This is a genomic window from Candidatus Zixiibacteriota bacterium (assembly GCA_040753495.1).
Classification (GTDB): domain Bacteria; phylum Zixibacteria; class MSB-5A5; order GN15; family PGXB01; genus DYGG01.
Genome location: JBFMEF010000067.1, coordinates 1 through 17,223, shown reverse-complemented (window position 1 = coordinate 17,223; position 17,223 = coordinate 1). Strand labels below are relative to the sequence as shown.

Here is a 17,223-nt window from a genome sequence, read left to right as displayed (position 1 = left end):
TGTCCTGATTTCCGCTTCCGCCTCCGCCGGCAATGGTAAATTGCTCAAGAATGGTCACGTGTTTGGATGGGCTGGTACCGTGGTTGGAATCGGCCATATGAATACATTCATGATTTTCAACCAGTATTCCTGGAACCGCGATGCCGACGGTGACGGTATCCCCAACGGCATAGACGACGACTATGTCAAACCGGAGGACGGCACCGGTTTCGGCGCCACCAAGCCGAAATCTTCGTTCGGTTACGGTCCTGAATATCAGAAGAGCAGCGATAATGGCAAAGGCGACCTGATTCGCCTTCGCGACCGCGACAAGACGCAGTTGAAAGACGGCAGCTGCACCCGGTAAGAGTACCCTCTTTTAATATAGATCCGTTCCCCCCGCCCGAACTATCGGGCGGGGATTTTGTTTTGTATGACAAAATTCTGTCTGAACTGACAGATTGCCATTATATTATTACCGATGTTGCAGAAATCTAATAGAGAATCAGAGAAAGCCTGCCTGGTCGGACTATCCCGCTCCTCGCTCAAAAAAGAGCAGTCGGCGGCATCGCTCCGGGAGTTGTCGGAACTGACCCGCTCCGCCGGCGCCCTGGTCGCCAGAGAGGTGCTTCAAACCCGCGACCCTGACCCGGCTTATTATATCGGCCGCGGACTGGTCGAGCGCCTCAAAGAGGAATTCGCCGGCAACGGGGTCAATCTTGTAATATTTGATGACCCTCTTTCGCCGGCGCAGCAGCGCAATCTCGAAGAAGCTTTCGGAGTCAAAGTAATCGACCGCTCCATGCTGATACTCGATATCTTCGCCCTCCACGCCCGGACAGCCGCAGCGAAACTTCAAGTCGAACTGGCGAAACTGGAATATATGCTTCCCCGTCTGACCGGCGCCTGGAGCCATTTTAGTCGCCAGTATGGAGGTATCGGCACCAAGGGACCGGGCGAAACCCAGCTTGAGACTGACCGCCGCCGTATCCGGGATAAAATTGCCCGTTTGAAGAAAGATATAGAGAAACTCGGCGTTCAGAGAGAAACGCAGCGGAAACGGCGGCGCGAGCTCTTTAAGGTCGCCCTGGTCGGATACACCAACGCCGGCAAATCGACCCTTTTCAACCGTCTCACCAAATCGGGCGTGAAAGTGGAAGATAAACTTTTCACCACCCTCGATTCCACCAGTCGGGTAATGTCTTCTGGCTACCCGGAGAGAGTGATTTTCACCGACACCGTCGGTTTCATCAAGAAGCTCCCCCACCAGCTGGTCGCCTCTTTTAAGTCGACCCTGGAGGAAGCGGTTTATGCCGACCTTCTTCTCAAGGTAATTGATTACTCCGACCCCGGGTATAGGGACAAAGCGTCTCAGACCGATAAAGTCCTGGCAGATATAGGGGCTGACCGGGTAGCGTCAGTGCCGGTCTATAACAAGATTGACTTGACCGACGAGGATGTTGAATTTTCGAACAGCGCCCAGAGCGGCTTTTACCTCTCTGCTGCCACGGGGGAAGGAGTGGAAAAACTCAAAAATCATATCTCGGACAGGGCTGTCCTTTATTTCCGACAATTCTCTAAAGAATACTGATTTTTTGCCGATTTTTCTATGGAGAGCACGAAAATTATGGCAAAGAATATACTTATCGTAGATGACAACCCCAATATGTCGAGCCTTCTGGCGGAGATGCTCGAGGTCTTCCATTTCAATGCTATCCGTGCCAATGACGGTCACGATGCTCTCAAGAAGATTGAGCAGGATGATATTGCCATGGTGATTACCGATATGCGGATGCCCCGCATGTCGGGACTGGAACTTCTCCAGACAATTAAAGAACGAAAACCGGGACTGCCGGTAGTGATGATATCCGGGTATTCGGTCGATGAAGTCGGCTCCGATATTGTTAAATCGAAAGCCGATGGCTTCTTGAACAAGCCGTTTATGATGTCGGATATCGAGCGGCTCTTGACCGACTTGCTTTAGGTTTTTAACGAGGGGTTTATTATATACGGGGGGCGCGTCAGCGCCCCCTTTTTTTTATCCGGTTTTCTTCCCTATGAGAATGAAACTCATCGGCAACCCCGGCTTCAGCTTTTCAATCTCAGTGAAACAGCAGGAGATATCTTTTTCAAACTCTTCCATATATTCAATCCGGATGCCGTTCTTGATGAGCGCCATAATCAAACCGGATATAGTATAAGGGAAATTGTATTTTGGGCTGGACCGGTATTCTGCGTGGGCATAATAATCCAGGCTGTCGGTGTCGACCCATGGCTCTTTCCGGAAATATGACTCCTTCAACTGCACCGGCGCTTCTTTCCGCTGCTCATCGACCATCTGCAAAAAGGGATGCATCTCATAAATCAAGACTATTCCGCCTGTTCGCATTAATCTCGCCGCTATCTCAAATAAATGGTAGAGGTCCGGCATCCAGTCGAGAACACCAATAGAGATATAAAGCAGGTCAAACTTGTCATAATATTCTGCAGGAATATCATAGATGTCGGTTCGGATAAAATCGCACTCCACTCGGGCATGCTGGGCAAGAGCGCGCGCTTCATCGATAGCGGCATCCGAAATATCAAATCCTACAGCAGTTTTGGCTCCCAGATTCTTAAGCGATATTAATTCCCTGCCGTTGTTACAGCCTAACTGCGCCACATCTTTGCCCTCAATTCCCCACTCCCGCAGCTTCTGTGTAATCTTCTCATCCAGGCAGGAATATCCCGGTTGCGCAAAAAGACGATACAGCCGCACCTTATTCGCTTTCTGATGATACGGCGTCACTTCATTCCAGGCTATCCTGTTCGCTTCCGTATATTTCTTGCGGTCGCTGTTCATAGAAATAGGCTTTCTCGGACGGAATAAAGTCACGCAGGGGCGAATTGCTTTCGCCCCCGTTCCAACCAAACCTGCCGTCGGCTTCCTCTTATATGCCGTACAGTTCGCCGAACTTGCTTTTCAGATAGTTTATCAGCGGCTGATGGCTCAGCGGTTTTCCGGTTACGACTTCTACCAGCTTCTCGGCGCGATACCGTTTCCCATGCTCATGTATGTTCTTATTAAGCCAGCTCTTTAGTTGCATGAATTCGCCCCGGGCAAACTGCTCATCGAGGTCTTTGATATCCTGTTTCGCTTTGGCAAAGAATTGCGCCGAGTAGAGATTCCCGAGAGTGTAAGTTGGGAAATACCCAATATACCCCATCGACCAATGGACATCCTGCAGACACCCGTCAGCGTCATTCCTGGGGACGATTCCAAAAAACTGCTTGAATTTTTCATTCCAGAGTCCGGGAAGTTCCGATGGCTTCACTTCCCCGTTCAAGAAAGCATGCTCGATTTCGAAACGGAGAATGATATGAAGATTATAGGTTACTTCATCCGCCTCCACCCGGATAAATGACGGACGGACGTCATTGATGGCAAAAAAGAAATCATCAAATTTGACTCCCTGAAGCGACTCCGGGAACATCTGTTGCGCCCGCGGGAAGAAATGCCGCCAGAACGGTTTGCTTCGTCCCACCAGGTTTTCCCACATCCGGGATTGCGACTCATGTATCCCCAGCGAGACCGAATCTCCCAGCGGCGCTCCCCAATGCTCGGACTTTAGACCCTGGTCATAGATGCCGTGTCCGGTCTCATGCAGAATTCCGAAGAAGGCTTGCCCGAAGTGACGGGGATTATACCGGGTCGTGATTCTGGTGTCCCCCGGCGCTATTCCGCTGCAGAAGGGATGGGTGGTGATATCGAGCCGTCCGGCCGAAAAATTGAATCCGATCGCTGCCGCCGCCGATTGCCCGAACATTGCTTGACGCTCCACCGGGTAGTCCCGTTCGATTATTGACAGGTCCGGTTTTTTCGGCGAATCAATTATTGCCGCTACGATCGGGACTAAATCCTTGCGAAAATCGGCGAGCACCTTGCCGATTGTCTCAAAAGTCGCTCCCGGTTCGTAATTATCGAGAAGGGCATCATACGGGTCTTTCTTGTATCCATAGCAGTCAGCCAGTCGCAAATCGAGTTTGATTATCTTATCCAGCCAGGGAAGAAATTTCGGGAAGTTTGATTCTTTTCGCGCTTCCGCCCAGACCCCCTGCGCCATGGTGCGGGTATGGCTCAATTCTTCCACCAGTTCTTTGGGCACTTTGACCGACTTATCGTACTCATGCCGAATCTCCCGGATATTGACGGCGCTGTCGGAGAGCGGCTCTTTCACCAGGGGCGATTGCTCCAGTTCGGCGAGCAGTTCGCCGATGCGGGGGTCGACAAATTTTTCATGCGCCAGCCCGGAAAGATACGAAATCTGGGTCGCCCGTGATGCCGCTCCGGCTCGCGGCATATAGGTCCGCTCATCCCAGCCCAGAAGCCCGGCGCAGGAACCGATTACATTCACTTCCTTGCAGCGGTCGAGAAGTTCCTTATACAGTTCATCATATTTTGCCATGATATTACCTCGGTTAATTAATGGTGCAAAATTTTACGGAATATAATCAAACCGCCGGAAAAGGCAACCGGTACCATGCCGATTTTCGGCTGTATTGACAGCATAAGAAGCATTTGATAGATTGAAGGATTAAATTCTAAACCGCCTCTTAACAGGAGCCGTTATGAAACGTTTCCCTTACTTTGTCGCCGGAATTCTCATCATGCTGTCGTCGGAATTCCTGGGCGCCGCTGATGGCGCGCTAACACCGCAACTGATCGAGCGTTGCCGCGATTCCTTTCAAATGAGCCCCCAGACACGGGCCATGTATAACGCCATTACCAACAGCGATATCAAAAATCTCGCTCTCAATCGCGATCTGATAATTCAGCATAATGAAGTCTTCAGCCATAAAATCAAAGTCCGCGGGGTCACCAATCAGAAGTCTTCCGGTAGATGCTGGCTTTTCGCCGGTCTCAATATCATGCGTCCCCACATAATTGAAAAATACAAACTGACCTCCTTCGAGTTCTCGCAGAATTATCTCTCTTTCTGGGACAAAATGGAAAAGGGCAACTGCTTTCTCGAACAGATAATTGAATTTCGAGACCGCGATTTACTTGACCGCGAAATGGAAATTATCCTGCGCAATCCGTTCGGGGACGGCGGCTGGTGGAACTACGTGGTTGACCTTATAGAAGAATACGGAGCCGTTCCCAAAGAGGTCATGCCGGAGACCAACAGTTCGGAAAATACCGATGCCATGAATGATTTAGTCAGTCGGAAATTGCGCGCCGATGCTGTCAGGCTCCGCTCCCTTTATGCCGGCGGCAAAACGGTCGAAGAACTGCGGGCGGAGAAAAATAGCATGATGGCCGAACTCTATCGGATGCTGGTTATAAACCTGGGCGAACCGCCAAGGGAATTTCCCTATCGCTTTGAAGATAAAGATTCCGTTGTCAGCGCCCTGAAGATCTATACCCCCGGGAGTTTTTATAATGATTTTGTAGGTATCGACCTCAAGGAATATGTAACGTTATTCAACGACCCCACCCGGGAGTATGGCAAGCATTACCAGGTGCGAATGTCGCGCAATATCTATGACCGTCCCGATATGGATTACGCCAACCTCGAAATAGAGCGTCTCAAGGAACTGGCGGCCAAGTCGGTGCTTGACAATGAGCCGGTCTGGTTCGCCTGTGATGTCGGCAAGGACCAGAATCGCCAGAAAGGAATAATGGCGGTCAATCTCTATGATTATGGCTCCATTTATGGCGGCGATTTTGAGATGAGCAAAGCGGAACGTGCTCTGTACCGCGAAGGCTCCATCAATCATGCCATGGCGCTGGTCGGCGTGGATATCAGAGACAGCAAAGCGGACAAATGGCTGGTCGAAAACAGCTGGGGGACAGAAAACGGAAGCGGCGGGTTCTGGACCATGTACGACACCTGGTTTGACAACTACGTCTTTAACATTATCGTCAAGAAGAAGTATGTCCCGGCAGAACTTCTTCAGATATTTGACCAGCCGGTTACGACCATCCCGCCCTGGGACCCGATGTTCGAGATGGTTCGGTGAGAGAATGGGATGTATAATTCGTTGCCGGGATTCGAATCTGAATCAGAACGGTTAAGGCTTTTATATAGACGACCAGCCCGAGATTTCAGGTTTGTTGATTCAAAGTCTAAGAATGTTGAATCTCTCAAGTTCGATGAATCTTATCTCTAAAACCTGCGCTGCTTTTCCGGCGCCACCACTCGTATAATACTGTACTATGAAAGAGGAATATGCTTTAGCAGGAGCCAAATATGTCGATTCGTCCTGTTAAGAAACTTATAAAAGCCAAACCTACCCTGGAAGGAGCCGGTGTTCATCTCCGGCGAGCCTTTGGATTCGGAAACACCGCCGACTTCGACCCCTTCTTGCTTCTCGACGATTTTCGCAGCGACAACCCGGATGATTATCTTGCCGGTTTCCCCTGGCATCCTCATCGCGGCATCGAAACCATCACCTACGTTCTCGCCGGCACGGTCGAACATGGCGACAGTATCGGCAACCGCGGCGCAATCGGCGCCGGCGATATCCAGTGGATGACCGCCGGCAGCGGCATCCTGCACCAGGAGATGCCCAAGGGAGACAGTCTCGGAAGAATGCATGGTTTTCAGCTCTGGGCGAATCTTCCCTCATCGCTCAAGATGACTCCGCCGCGCTATCAGGAAATAAAGTCAACCGATATTCCGGAAGTGACTGATGATGACGGCACCTATGCCCGGATTGTCTGCGGTGAGTTCTGGGGGAAACGGGGGCTGGTCGAGGGCATTGCCGCCGACCCGGTCTATGTTGATATTACCGTCCCTCCCGGAAAAAGAAAAACGCTGGCGGTTGAAACAAAAAGCCATGCCTTTGCCTATGTTTTCGCCGGTTCCGGGAAATTCTGTAACGCCTCTGAGCCGCTGGCCGTCCCGACTGAAAGTGTCGGCTGGCTTGACACCACTCCTCCCACCGATGCCGACAATCGCTCCCTGGTGCTTTTTGATACCGGCGATGAGGTAACAGTGCAGGCGGGTGAGGAAGGTGTCCGCTTTCTGCTGGTCTCGGGGCGGCCGTTGCGCGAGCCGGTGGCATGGTACGGACCGATTGTTATGAACACTCAAGATGAGCTGCGTCAGGCATACGATGAGCTTCAAAAAGGAACTTTCTTGAAACAGAGCGGCGCTAAAAAGTAGCAAGCGTCCTATTAATTATGAAAACCATCTCTAAATCTCAAGGGGATTTATGAAAAGAAAAGGTTCAGCGGTTTGGATAGGGGGTCTCAAAGACGGCAAGGGGACAGTCTCAACTGAAACCGGAGTGCTGAAAGATACGGCGTATTCTTTCGGCTCGCGGTTCGAAAGCGGCAAAGGCACCAATCCCGAGGAATTGATTGGCGCGGCGCACGCCGGATGTTTCTCCATGGCGTTATCGGGAGAACTGGGGAAAGCCGGGATGAATCCAGAAAGTATCCGGACAACCGCCACGGTCAGTCTGGAGAAAGTTGGTGACGGTTTCACCATTACCGCGGTGCATCTTGATGTTACCGCTAAGATTCCCGGCGCCAAACCGGATGCCTTCCAGGCCGCGGCAAACAACGCCAAAGCCGGTTGTCCGGTTTCGCGGCTTCTCAAAGCCAATATCACTATGGATGCCAAACTGGAGTCGTAAAGCCTAATCTCGCTCGTCAATCAAAAATTCAAACAGCCCGAACCTTTCGGAGTGTTCGGGCTGTTTCTTTTAGAATGGAAGGAATTGCTTCCTTAAGCCGTACCTCTTAGAAATTCCAGACAAAATCTACATATGGTATCCAATTGGTGGCGCTATCATCTTCAAACTCGCTCTCAGACTGATCAGCCTCGGTTGCGAATCCGATGCCGAAATCGACTGTGAGTTGTTCGCCCATCAGTCTCAACCCCACGATACCAAGAACGCCGCTGTCGGTCTCTCCGGGAATAAACCAGGTCTCGCCTACCGCCGCGACCCGGCGGCCAAGACGATATTCGGCGCCCAGGGTAGCGACCGGATTGTCAGCCATTTCTTCTTCATCGAAAGCGATTCCCAGTCCGCCGGTCAGGCTGTTGTCATCGGTGCCGTAAGTGCTGTTAGCCATTGCAAAGTAAAACGACTCATCCCAGAGATGGAAGAGAATGAAGTTGAAAGCGACATCCAGTTTATCCGACGCTGCAAAACCGATTTTGGGCGAAAGATAGTACAACTGGTCTTCGGCGTCAGCGCCTGGAAGTATCGATACCCCGCCGGTTACCATAATGTTGTCGGTGATGCCATAGGCGATGCCGGGAAAGAATATCCAGAGGTCGAAGAGATAACCGTCACCTTTCTGGAGAGTGCGGGCAGTTGGTCCCCAGAATAAACGTGTCCGATTGGGATTGGGAAACCAGTATTTGCCCCCCTTAATGGATGACGCAGGGAGCTCTTTGATTTCCTTTATTTTAGCGATTTGAATGGTCATCTCCCCCATATCAGTTTCGAATCGAATTTCGCTTTCGCCGATGTTGGTAATCCTGCCTACCAGGGTAGAGCCATCATCCAGCGTTATCATCTGCTTATCGCCCGCGGGAGGAATCTGCAGTTTCCCGGTGTACGCCTGAGCGGAATCGGGTAAAGATGCAAAGAGACAGACAAAGATGAACGACCAAAGAAGAATCTTTGCTTTACAGCGCATGTTGAACCTCTTTTCGGTTATTAGTTGCTTGCCCGGAATTGACGTCTCCTTCTCACTCCTTGTCATAGATAGAGATTATCGTGATTGTCTGCTGGTCAAAAACTATAGTATTCGTGATAGTCAACTGCGTAGAGGTGGCGGACCACTGGGAGGATGAAGTATCATCAGGGTCGGCCGGGGAGCCGTTCTCCAGCAGCACTTTAATATGAATCCAGTTGTTGTCTGTCGTGAAAGTGCCGCTCGAGGTGTAAACGGGATTGGCGGAATTGTCATATTCGATTAAACTCCAGGTATGATTGGTTGTCAGAACGAGTGACTGGTCGACACCACTGGAATTGAAATTGAGACTGTCATAGGGAATCGGATTGCCGTTTTTAGTCGCCGAATTGAACCACCAGGTGGCGACAAGCGAAGTTGGTACCGGGGTCAGCGAATTGGTCGGCTTCTTGTCGTCATCGCCACACCCGGCAACCATTATCAGACACAAAAGCAGCGCGCCTGAAATCGTGATAGCTTTTCGCATAATATCCTCCTCAGCAGGTTTGGGTTGATTTTCAATAGGACAGATTGCCGGCGACGGCAGATATCACCGGTTTTCAATCCGGCTGCCTTACAGTTAAATGTTTCAATCAGCGCTTCAATGAGCCCAAAATCGGCTCATATGGAAAACATCAATCCGGAAGAGAATTTGAGATTTATCGCCAGGAGAAATAGGTTTGATTGTGTCGATAGATATGCCCCGGCCCTTCGGAATTTCAACAGGAGAATTTGTCTTACACACGAGAATCCTCCAGGAACAGATTTCAGCGAGAATTTATCTGCGCCTTCTCATCCCAGATGTTTATATAATACTCTAATTTCAGAGACTGTCAACGAAAATAAAAATCAAATCAGTAATGCTCTTGTTTCCGAGAAATTGGTCAGCAGGGAATGGTCAGGGCTGCGTAAGGAAAGTTCCTATAACTCTTCTCCGGCAAAAGAACAAGCGGCATCGATTAATACCGACACCGCCTGCCAGAGTCATTCTATAAGACGCTCGAGAAATTAATGCCAGTCCCACTCCAGGAAAGGTTTTTCGATATCGGTCATGGCATTGACAATCAGTTCAACCAATCCGCCATAGAGAATATTGCAGCGCTCAAAAACACCGTACGCGCTGAATAGCTCCCGTATCTGTCCTTTGCAGTTGCTGCAGGGAGCGCAGACATATTTCTTGTGCTCCGGACCAATCACATCCTGGAAAACGTCCAGCACCTGACGCAGCTTTTTTCGCCCGGCAACGCTGTGCCGCCAATCCGGGAAATTGGTGTTGGGCATTATGGCAAAACCGCTGCCGCCGCCGCAGCAATAATTCTCCACTCCGTGGGGAGTCATCTCCCGGAATTTGGGGGAAATCGCCCGAAGAATTTCTCGCTGCGGTTCCACAATGCCCATTAACCGGACCACATTGCAGGGGTCATGCAATGTTACGTAGATATCTTCATTCCGCGATTTGTCCAGTTTCAGGCGACCGCTCTTGACTATATCGGCCAGAAGCGTTAAGGAGCTTTCACGAGGTATGTTATAATCCCCCGTAAGGATGCGGTCGGCAATCACGGTCAGCGCTTTGTGGGAATGCCCGCATTCCCCCAGAACGATTTTCTTGACTCCCAATTTTTTCGCTGTCTCAATATGTTTCAGCGCCACCCGCGCCAGTTGCACATCATCATACCAGAGACCATAGTTGACACCGTCATATCCCAAAAGGTCGCTGGAGAGAGTATAACTGATTCCGGCCGCTTCCAGAATGATGGCAAAGGCTTCCGGATTTTCGGGCCATGCCAGAAATTCGCCGGCGTTATGCAATAGCAGAACATCAGCCCCTGCCTTGTCGATAGGCCATTTGAATTCCATCCCGGTCCGCTCTTTGACCTCATCTTCCATAAACTCGACATTGTCTTTGAAAGCCAGCGGCGTCATTCCGGTCGAGGAGCCTTTCTGAATATGCTGCACCGAGCCGACCTCATGCAGTTGCTTGACCGAAATCCCCATCTCCTGACTGAATATCTTGCGCAACTCATGGGTCACCAGACCATTGTCGGCGCCAATCGGGCAGGTCTGCGCGCAGCGACGGCAAAGGGTGCAGCGATAGGTTAACTCCGCCAGACGGGCAATCATCTCCCAGTTCACTTCGATATCATCGCCGGTCAGTTTCGTGAAAAATTTCCCTCCCGGCTTGATATATTTTTTGTAAAGGCGACGCATGACATCGGCGCGATACGACGGGCGATATATCTCTTTTCCCCCTGATTCCTCAAATATGGGGCAGGCGGTCGAGCAGGTCTGGCATTTGGCGCAGTACTCCATTGTCAGAAGAAGCGCCTGGATGAAAGTCCAGTTGTCTTCCTTGTTAAAGAGCTTGGTCAGTCCCGACAGAAATTTATCAACCAGGACCTTCTTTTCTTCTTCTGTCTTAGGCCGCGGAATCATCACCGCCGCGATACCATCCAGGTCGCATTCATACCGCTGCCTCTGGTCCGGCGTGAGCGGTTTCATCTTCGGCTCCAATTCCAGTTTGTCATAGGGCGGGGGCAGGGGAAGAAAGTCGGCCTGATTGAGCTCGGTCAATTGCCCCTGGTTGTTCGACATATCGGTCACTTTTACCTTCTTGGAGCTCATTTCTTTTTCTCCTCGCCGGTGACAGGACTGGTATCGGTGGCGGCTTCAGCCCAGGTCGAGCCTGGCTTGATATGCGCCGCCGACCAGGACAGTTTATATCCGAGGTACTCGGTAACCGCCTTTTCTATTTTGCTCCCTCTCAAGTTGGGATGGTCCTCCCAGCGAACTTTATGATAAGTGAAATATTTACCTACAAAATGAGTCATATGAGTGAAGGGCAGATAAAGAAAGAAGAAGCCGGCAAGGAAAAGTTCCAGTGGTATCGGTGACGGCATCTCCCCCATCGGTTTAAATGTAATCAGATTCCCTGCCAGCGACCGATGCAAAGCGCCATCTTTATCCACTGTCACCAGTGATATCAGCAGAGCGACAAACAGGGCAAGCAGGAGGGCAAGATTGAAGAAATCCGCCTTCACCGAAAATCTTCTCAGTTCTCCTTTGAAAATTCTGCTCAAAATAAGTCCCACCGCCCCAATGGCGCCAAGGATCGCCCCGCCTGCGCCGGTTATTACTGTCAGATAATGGGTAGTGACGCCGATGGCGCTCTCTGAGGTTGCTCCAATAACGATACCGGAGAGATTCAGAATCGCGCCCAGCAAGAGAAAAAAGAGATATCCCACCAGCAGATACAGCCCAAAATGAAATGGAAAAGATGAGAACCAGAGAAACCGATTGTGATGAAACAACGACTGTATCAGCAGAATCTCCTTTGACATCTCCTTCACTTCCGATACCAGCGAGACTTTCAGCGGTTTGGTCCACCAGTCGAGCTCTTCAAAGTAAGAGCCGCCATAATGCCCCTTGCCTTTTTCATGCGGTATCGGATAAAGGTCCCAGCGCAGATGAATCGGCATCCGTGCGATCTTCATCGCTTTGAACAGAAGCCCCAGCAGCAGGACAGCCACCGAGAGGTAAATAAAATATTGCAAAGCGCCCATTAAGTCCTCCCCGAAAAAGACGGGATTTCAATCCAGATATCTGAAGTTGCTTGTGAAATTTTTCTCATATTATCTCAAAATAAAAAGACTCAAACAGCCTTTTAGTTACGCCAAATATCTTCAATAAAATATACCATCATCCCTCTAACGTCAAGATATTATTTCACTTATTTCCCGATTGAAACGACCGATAAATCGGTTTTACTCTACTTTTTTGTCGCCATTCCTATTATGCCAATCAGGAGTAATTTGCTCATATTAAGAGAATGCCGGTATCTTCCAGCCTCACACATAATTGCCTTTTTAAGTCACAGCCCTCGCTTTTTGCCGGGACCGCCATTCGGCAGCCACATATTTTTTTCTAAATTGCCTCTTTTTTGAAATAACTGTTCGCCAAAACTCTATGAATCTTGTTAGTCAGGATTCCATAATGCTGTCCTCTTCTGAGGCATCGATTGTCCAACTCCAATGACAATTTCTGACTCCAATATTTCCTTCCTTGCTTTCAGGTCAGGACATCATTTTGCCACGCAATTGCTTATAAATCAGCAAGAATAGTGAGAGATGGACTACATTCCATGCCTGGTCTGAGAAATTTAGACAGAAAAATATATTGACAAAAATAGACCCCCCGATATATTTATTCGCTTCAACGATAGCCTGACGGTTATAGGTTGCAATGAAAGGTCAGACCGCTGACTCGATATTGAAAGGATACGGCCGGGTAAGATTTTACTTTGGCATGATTAAGAATATAACAATAACTGAGTGACTTAAACGGTCGGGATGGGCGCCGGATTATCCTTCCAGCGCGTATCCTTTTTTTTCGTCCCTCACCATCGGGACAGAAAGGGTTTCAACATGATTCAGCGTGTAGCATTAGTGCTCGCCGCATTTGCCCTGCTGGTCATTGCCGGCTGCAGTAAGGCTCCCGAAGCTGAGATGCAGGCGGCAAATAATGCTATCAATGCGGCCCGTTCGGCTGAAGCCGAGCAGTATGTACCGAATGCCTTCCGTATGGCTTCCGATACACTCAACGCCGCGATGGCTGCCAAGAATGAGCAGGATTCCAAGTTTGCCCTCTTCCGCAGCTACGGCAAGTCCAAAGAGATGTTCATCCGCGCCCAGGCGCTGGCTGAAGAAGCCTCCGCCAAAGCGGCTGAGGAAAAGGAAAGAGTTCGTCAGGAAGTTACCAATCTGATTACTGAGGCACAGGCCGCTATCGATGCCGCCAATGCCGCTTATGCCAAAGCCCCCAAAGGAAAAGGCAACAAAGCGGAGTTGGAACTGATCAAGACCGACCTCGCCGGCGTCGCCGCTCAGTTTGAAGAAGCCAAGAACGATTTCAATGCCGGAAAATACCTCACGGCCAAGTCTAAAGTCCAGGCCGTTATGCAGAAAGCGAACAGCATTACTGAAGAAATCGCTACTGCCGCCGGGATGAAGAAGTAATCGATTCTTTGGAATCTTCCGATATTTTATCTGGGGTGCCCGCCATCGGCGGACGCCCCAGATGAATTTTAGAACAAAAGCAGCCAGGGATTGGTTTTAGGTCTCGTGAAACGACGCGCAGGAATCAGATACGCATCTTTAATACTACTGGGGTTATCGTTACTTTTGGCAGGCTGCCAGGAGCCGCCGTCCGCCTCACTGGAGCGCGCCAAAAAAGCGCTCGAGCATGCCTCTAATATGGGCGCTATAAAATATGCCGAGACCACCTATCGCAGCGCCGAGCAGCTGGTACAGCAGGGCTGGATGGAGATGGCCCGCCAGAAGGGACGTCTGGGTCCTTTCCGCAATTTCAAACCGGCCGATTCCATTTTGAATCTTGCCTTTGAAACAGCCAATCGCGCCACCGAGGAAGCCAGTACTTATGTTCGCAACAGCGAAGCCCTGATTCAGGCGGAGCGGACGACTCTCAAATCGGAACTCTCCGAGTGGAAGGAAGGGCTAAATGGCGCCCTCAGTCGCAACAAGGTGGAGCACTACTGGAACGCCGCCGAACTGGCGTACCGCACCAGCGAAATCCTTCTCAACAACCGCGAATTTGACGAAGCCCGTAAGATGGTCGCCGAGGGAAAAGAATCCTTGAAGAAGATGGCGGAGATGATCACCGCTTACGACAATGATGATTCCTCCAAGATTCATATCTGGCGCCGCTGGGTGGCGGAAACGGTGGAATCATCACGCGCTTCCGGGCGCTACGCCATAATTGTTGATAAGTCCAAACACCGGACATACCTTATCAAAGGCGGAAAACTGATTCATACCTACGACTCCGAGTTCGGCTATAATCCGGCGCATCAGAAGATGTTTTCCGGCGACGGCGCCACCCCTGAAGGAAAATATTATATAACGGAAGAAAAGGGGTATGGTCGTAGTAAATATTATAAGGCGTTGCTTATAAATTATCCCAACGCCTCGGATAAGGTCCGCTTTGAGGAAAATAAACGGAAAGGTTATATTTCGAAGCGCGCCCGTATCGGCGGACTGATCGAGATACATGGCGAAGGGGGCAAGGGGCGCGACTGGACGGAAGGATGCGTGGCGCTTACCAATAAAGATATGGACCACCTTATGAAATATGTCGGAGTCGGCACGCCGGTGACGATTGTCCGACGTTCCGACCGCTGGCCATGAAAAAAGTCGCTATTTACATATCGCTGTCCATTTTTGGATTGCTGCTGATTGTGGGCGCTTATCTAATGGTCGCCACCAACCGTTCGGAAGAAAAGCTTAAGAACGGTTTGGCGGATTCTCTTCATGTGCGAAGTCTTCCCGAGGATGAAAAGAAGGCAAAGAAAGAGATACAGGAAGCCAAAAAGTCGCTTGCCCGGCTAAAACCGGCAAAACCTTACATTGTCATCGATACCCACGCCAACAAAGTTTATCTTCGCAATGAAGATTCCATTCTGCTCGCGGCAACCGCCTCGACCGGCTCAGGGGGCGAATTTATTGACAGCACCACCGGTCGCAAATGGATTTTTGATACTCCCCTTGGGGTTTTCAAAGTCTCCAGCAAGATTCCCCACCCCTGGTGGCGCAAGCCGGACTGGGCATTTCTGGAGGAAGGGGAAGAGATTCCCAAAGACCAGAGCGAGAGACTCGACCCGAATATGATGGGCGATTACGCTCTTGGCTTTGGCGACGGCTACTTTATTCATGGAACAATTTATGAGCGGCTTCTCGGCATCAATGTCACCCACGGATGTGTCCGGGTTGGCTCCGAGGACCTGGAGAAATTGTATAACCGGACTCCTATCGGCACCCCGATTTATATTTTTTAGGCTTTGTAATGAGTTTTAAGATAATGCTATTTCGTCTGGCAGTTATCTTCGCCCTGGCGGCGACACTTCTATTTTCATGCGGCGGCGATGACACGGAGAATGAAAATGCCTCCGCCGAGGGCAAGCAGAAAACCGGCGCCAGGAAATGGAGTTATGACAAAGCCAACCTCGAATACCGCTTAATCGCTTCGGAACTGAAGCTGGCGCAGATGAAAAAGACCTATTTCGTCCTCGACTTCAAGGAAAAGCGACTTTTCCTCAAACTGGGGGGCGCCACGGTCTGGAGTTACCCGATGAATATAGACGCCGACAATTCCGATGAGCTGAATGATTTCATCGGGAGATTCATGGAAGAGAAAAAATTGCTGGTTCGCCCTGTCACCGAGAAGCATCTCTTTGCCGCCACCGAGAAAAGCTCCGACTCCGTTCTTTCGATTGTCAGTCAAGTGGTGCGAGCCGATGTCAGCCTGATGCAGCGCGACATTCCGCAGCGGTTCGAAATTCACTGGGGTGACGGTCTGACGCTCGAAGTAAAAACCGAAATCGCCGGAGAGCCCCCCTCCAAGCTCAAGAATGCCGTGATTGAATTCCGCAAGGTGCTTCAGAAGCCGTTTGGGGAGGCGACTCTGTCCATTATTATGGATGCCGAAAGCGCCATGACCCTCTATCGTGTTGCTGACCGCGGCCTTTTGACTCTTGTCAATCCCGAAACCTGAACAATCCTCAGACCTCAATCAATCAGGATAGTTTCGCTATTTATCGTAATATAGATAAAACTCCCACGGGTGCGGGCGAATCCGTATCTGCTCTACATCTTTCCGTTTAAGCGTCACCCACGACGCAATCAAGTCCTCGGTGAATACATTTCCCTTGAGCAAGAACTTATAGTCCTGCTCCAGGGCATCCAGCGCCTTGGTCAAAGAGGTCGGCAAAAGCGGTATCTTCGCCAGCTCGGCATCGGAGAGATGAGTCAGGTCCTTGTCAAACGGCTCTCCCGGGTCAATCTTGTTCTGAATTCCATCCAGCCCCGCCATCAGCATGGCGGCATAGGCAAGATAGATATTGCAGGTGCCATCAGGCGGGCGAAATTCCATACGGTGGGTCTTATTATCCCTTTGATATCCCGGAATACGGATACAGGCAGTCCGATTGCCGACCGAATAGGTTCCTCGCACCGGCGCCTCAAAACCCGGCACGAGGCGCTTGTAAGAATTGGTCGAAGGATTGGTGAAAGCGAAGACCGCGGGAGCATGTTTCAGCAGTCCTCCAACATAATATAGTCCCTCTTTTGACAATCCGGCCGGGCCCTTCTTGTCATAAAATATCGAGCCATTTTTATCGGCAAGGTATTGATGCACATGGAGCCCCGACCCGGGCTCATTGAAAAGCGGCTTCGGCATAAAGGTCGCCGATTTCCCCCGCCGAAAGGCATGATTTTTGACAAAGTACTTGATTATCATTGATTGGTCCCCCACTTTGGTCATCTCCTCCAGCCTGGTCTCAATCTCATGCTGTCCGGCGCCCCCGACCTCATGATGATGATACTTTATGGCGACCCCAACCTCTTCCAGTAAGGTCGTTATCTCAGAGCGCAGATTGAAGGTCCGGTCTTTCGGGGGAGCGGCATGATACCCTCCCTTGTACTGCACTTTATACCCAAGGTTGCCGCTTCCTTCTCGCCCGGCGTTCCATTCCGCTTCTTCCGAATCGATAAAATAAT

General features: G+C 50.5%; 17 protein-coding genes. 10 read left to right on the top strand and 7 right to left on the bottom strand.

Going from position 1 to position 17,223, the window contains the following annotated elements; genetic code table 11:
* The 3 genes from AB1690_04540 to AB1690_04530 form a co-directional block, all read left to right on the top strand.
* The coding region (locus tag AB1690_04540) for a hypothetical protein (GenBank protein MEW6014571.1) at positions 1-346 on the top strand (346 nt) is incomplete at its 5' end.
* Positions 347-460: 114 nt separating this feature from the next.
* Positions 461-1,570 carry a GTPase HflX gene (gene hflX, locus AB1690_04535; GenBank protein MEW6014570.1) on the top strand — a complete coding sequence of 370 codons (1,110 nt, stop codon included), beginning with the start codon at positions 461-463 and terminating at the stop codon, positions 1,568-1,570.
* Positions 1,571-1,606: 36 nt separating this feature from the next.
* Complete coding sequence (locus tag AB1690_04530) at positions 1,607-1,963, top strand: response regulator (protein ID MEW6014569.1); 357 nt, start codon at positions 1,607-1,609, stop codon at positions 1,961-1,963.
* Between the two features lie 54 nt (positions 1,964-2,017).
* Here AB1690_04530 and AB1690_04525 read toward each other — a convergent pair whose 3' ends face one another.
* Complete coding sequence (locus AB1690_04525) at positions 2,018-2,821, bottom strand: class I SAM-dependent methyltransferase (protein MEW6014568.1); 804 nt, start codon at positions 2,819-2,821, stop codon at positions 2,018-2,020.
* A gap of 88 nt (positions 2,822-2,909) precedes the next feature.
* A complete protein-coding gene (locus tag AB1690_04520) occupies positions 2,910-4,424 on the bottom strand; it encodes a carboxypeptidase M32 (protein ID MEW6014567.1) in 1,515 nt (504 codons plus the stop codon).
* A gap of 163 nt (positions 4,425-4,587) precedes the next feature.
* On the opposite strand from AB1690_04520, the gene AB1690_04515 reads away from it, so the two are divergent.
* The 3 genes from AB1690_04515 to AB1690_04505 all read left to right on the top strand — a co-directional run bounded on the left by AB1690_04515 (position 4,588) and on the right by AB1690_04505 (position 7,605).
* Positions 4,588-5,982: a C1 family peptidase gene (locus AB1690_04515; GenBank protein MEW6014566.1), complete on the top strand. Its 1,395-nt coding sequence runs from the start codon at positions 4,588-4,590 to the stop codon at positions 5,980-5,982.
* Between the two features lie 230 nt (positions 5,983-6,212).
* Positions 6,213-7,130, top strand: a complete 918-nt coding sequence (locus AB1690_04510) for a pirin family protein (protein MEW6014565.1) — start codon at positions 6,213-6,215, stop codon at positions 7,128-7,130.
* Between the two features lie 49 nt (positions 7,131-7,179).
* Positions 7,180-7,605 (top strand): OsmC family protein, encoded by a 426-nt coding sequence (locus AB1690_04505; protein ID MEW6014564.1) that lies wholly within the window; start codon positions 7,180-7,182, stop codon positions 7,603-7,605.
* A 106-nt stretch (positions 7,606-7,711) separates the two neighbouring features.
* On the opposite strand, the gene AB1690_04500 is transcribed toward AB1690_04505, so the two are convergent.
* The 4 genes from AB1690_04500 to AB1690_04485 all read right to left on the bottom strand — a co-directional run bounded on the left by AB1690_04500 (position 7,712) and on the right by AB1690_04485 (position 12,216).
* Positions 7,712-8,620: a hypothetical protein gene (locus AB1690_04500; protein MEW6014563.1), complete on the bottom strand. Its 909-nt coding sequence runs from the start codon at positions 8,618-8,620 to the stop codon at positions 7,712-7,714.
* 52 nt (positions 8,621-8,672) lie between these two features.
* Positions 8,673-9,143 (bottom strand): hypothetical protein, encoded by a 471-nt coding sequence (locus AB1690_04495; protein MEW6014562.1) that lies wholly within the window; start codon positions 9,141-9,143, stop codon positions 8,673-8,675.
* Positions 9,144-9,664: 521 nt separating this feature from the next.
* Positions 9,665-11,278, bottom strand: coding sequence for a (Fe-S)-binding protein (locus AB1690_04490; GenBank protein ID MEW6014561.1), 1,614 nt, complete (start codon positions 11,276-11,278; stop codon positions 9,665-9,667).
* On the bottom strand, positions 11,275-12,216 hold the full coding sequence (locus AB1690_04485) for a respiratory nitrate reductase subunit gamma (GenBank protein ID MEW6014560.1): 942 nt from the start codon (positions 12,214-12,216) through the stop codon (positions 11,275-11,277). The genes AB1690_04490 and AB1690_04485 overlap by 4 nt, the downstream gene beginning before the upstream one ends.
* Before the next feature lie 861 nt (positions 12,217-13,077).
* Here AB1690_04485 and AB1690_04480 point away from each other — a divergent pair.
* The 4 genes from AB1690_04480 (at position 13,078) to AB1690_04465 (ending at position 16,219) form a co-directional block, all read left to right on the top strand.
* Positions 13,078-13,668 (top strand): hypothetical protein, encoded by a 591-nt coding sequence (locus AB1690_04480; GenBank protein MEW6014559.1) that lies wholly within the window; start codon positions 13,078-13,080, stop codon positions 13,666-13,668.
* 165 nt (positions 13,669-13,833) lie between these two features.
* Positions 13,834-14,856, top strand: coding sequence for a L,D-transpeptidase (locus AB1690_04475; protein MEW6014558.1), 1,023 nt, complete (start codon positions 13,834-13,836; stop codon positions 14,854-14,856).
* On the top strand, positions 14,853-15,503 hold the full coding sequence (locus AB1690_04470; GenBank protein MEW6014557.1) for a L,D-transpeptidase: 651 nt from the start codon (positions 14,853-14,855) through the stop codon (positions 15,501-15,503). The genes AB1690_04475 and AB1690_04470 overlap by 4 nt, the downstream gene beginning before the upstream one ends.
* An 8-nt stretch (positions 15,504-15,511) precedes the next feature.
* Positions 15,512-16,219: a hypothetical protein gene (locus tag AB1690_04465; GenBank protein MEW6014556.1), complete on the top strand. Its 708-nt coding sequence runs from the start codon at positions 15,512-15,514 to the stop codon at positions 16,217-16,219.
* 36 nt (positions 16,220-16,255) lie between these two features.
* Here the strand turns inward: AB1690_04465 and AB1690_04460 are convergent.
* The coding region (locus AB1690_04460; GenBank protein MEW6014555.1) for a type I glutamate--ammonia ligase at positions 16,256-17,223 on the bottom strand (968 nt) is incomplete at its 5' end.

Bases quoted from the DNA above. Each gene is read 5' to 3' on its own strand.
- hflX (MEW6014570.1), top strand. From the start codon at position 461: ATGTTGCAGAAATCTAATAGAGAATCAGAGAAAGCCTGCCTGGTCGGA.
- AB1690_04530 (MEW6014569.1), top strand. From the start codon at position 1,607: ATGGCAAAGAATATACTTATCGTAGATGACAACCCCAATATGTCGAGC.
- AB1690_04525 (MEW6014568.1), bottom strand. From the start codon at position 2,821: ATGAACAGCGACCGCAAGAAATATACGGAAGCGAACAGGATAGCCTGG.
- AB1690_04520 (MEW6014567.1), bottom strand. From the start codon at position 4,424: ATGGCAAAATATGATGAACTGTATAAGGAACTTCTCGACCGCTGCAAG.
- AB1690_04515 (MEW6014566.1), top strand. From the start codon at position 4,588: ATGAAACGTTTCCCTTACTTTGTCGCCGGAATTCTCATCATGCTGTCG.
- AB1690_04510 (MEW6014565.1), top strand. From the start codon at position 6,213: ATGTCGATTCGTCCTGTTAAGAAACTTATAAAAGCCAAACCTACCCTG.
- AB1690_04505 (MEW6014564.1), top strand. From the start codon at position 7,180: ATGAAAAGAAAAGGTTCAGCGGTTTGGATAGGGGGTCTCAAAGACGGC.
- AB1690_04500 (MEW6014563.1), bottom strand. From the start codon at position 8,620: ATGCGCTGTAAAGCAAAGATTCTTCTTTGGTCGTTCATCTTTGTCTGT.
- AB1690_04495 (MEW6014562.1), bottom strand. From the start codon at position 9,143: ATGCGAAAAGCTATCACGATTTCAGGCGCGCTGCTTTTGTGTCTGATA.
- AB1690_04490 (MEW6014561.1), bottom strand. From the start codon at position 11,278: ATGAGCTCCAAGAAGGTAAAAGTGACCGATATGTCGAACAACCAGGGG.
- AB1690_04485 (MEW6014560.1), bottom strand. From the start codon at position 12,216: ATGGGCGCTTTGCAATATTTTATTTACCTCTCGGTGGCTGTCCTGCTG.
- AB1690_04480 (MEW6014559.1), top strand. From the start codon at position 13,078: ATGATTCAGCGTGTAGCATTAGTGCTCGCCGCATTTGCCCTGCTGGTC.
- AB1690_04470 (MEW6014557.1), top strand. From the start codon at position 14,853: ATGAAAAAAGTCGCTATTTACATATCGCTGTCCATTTTTGGATTGCTG.
- AB1690_04465 (MEW6014556.1), top strand. From the start codon at position 15,512: ATGAGTTTTAAGATAATGCTATTTCGTCTGGCAGTTATCTTCGCCCTG.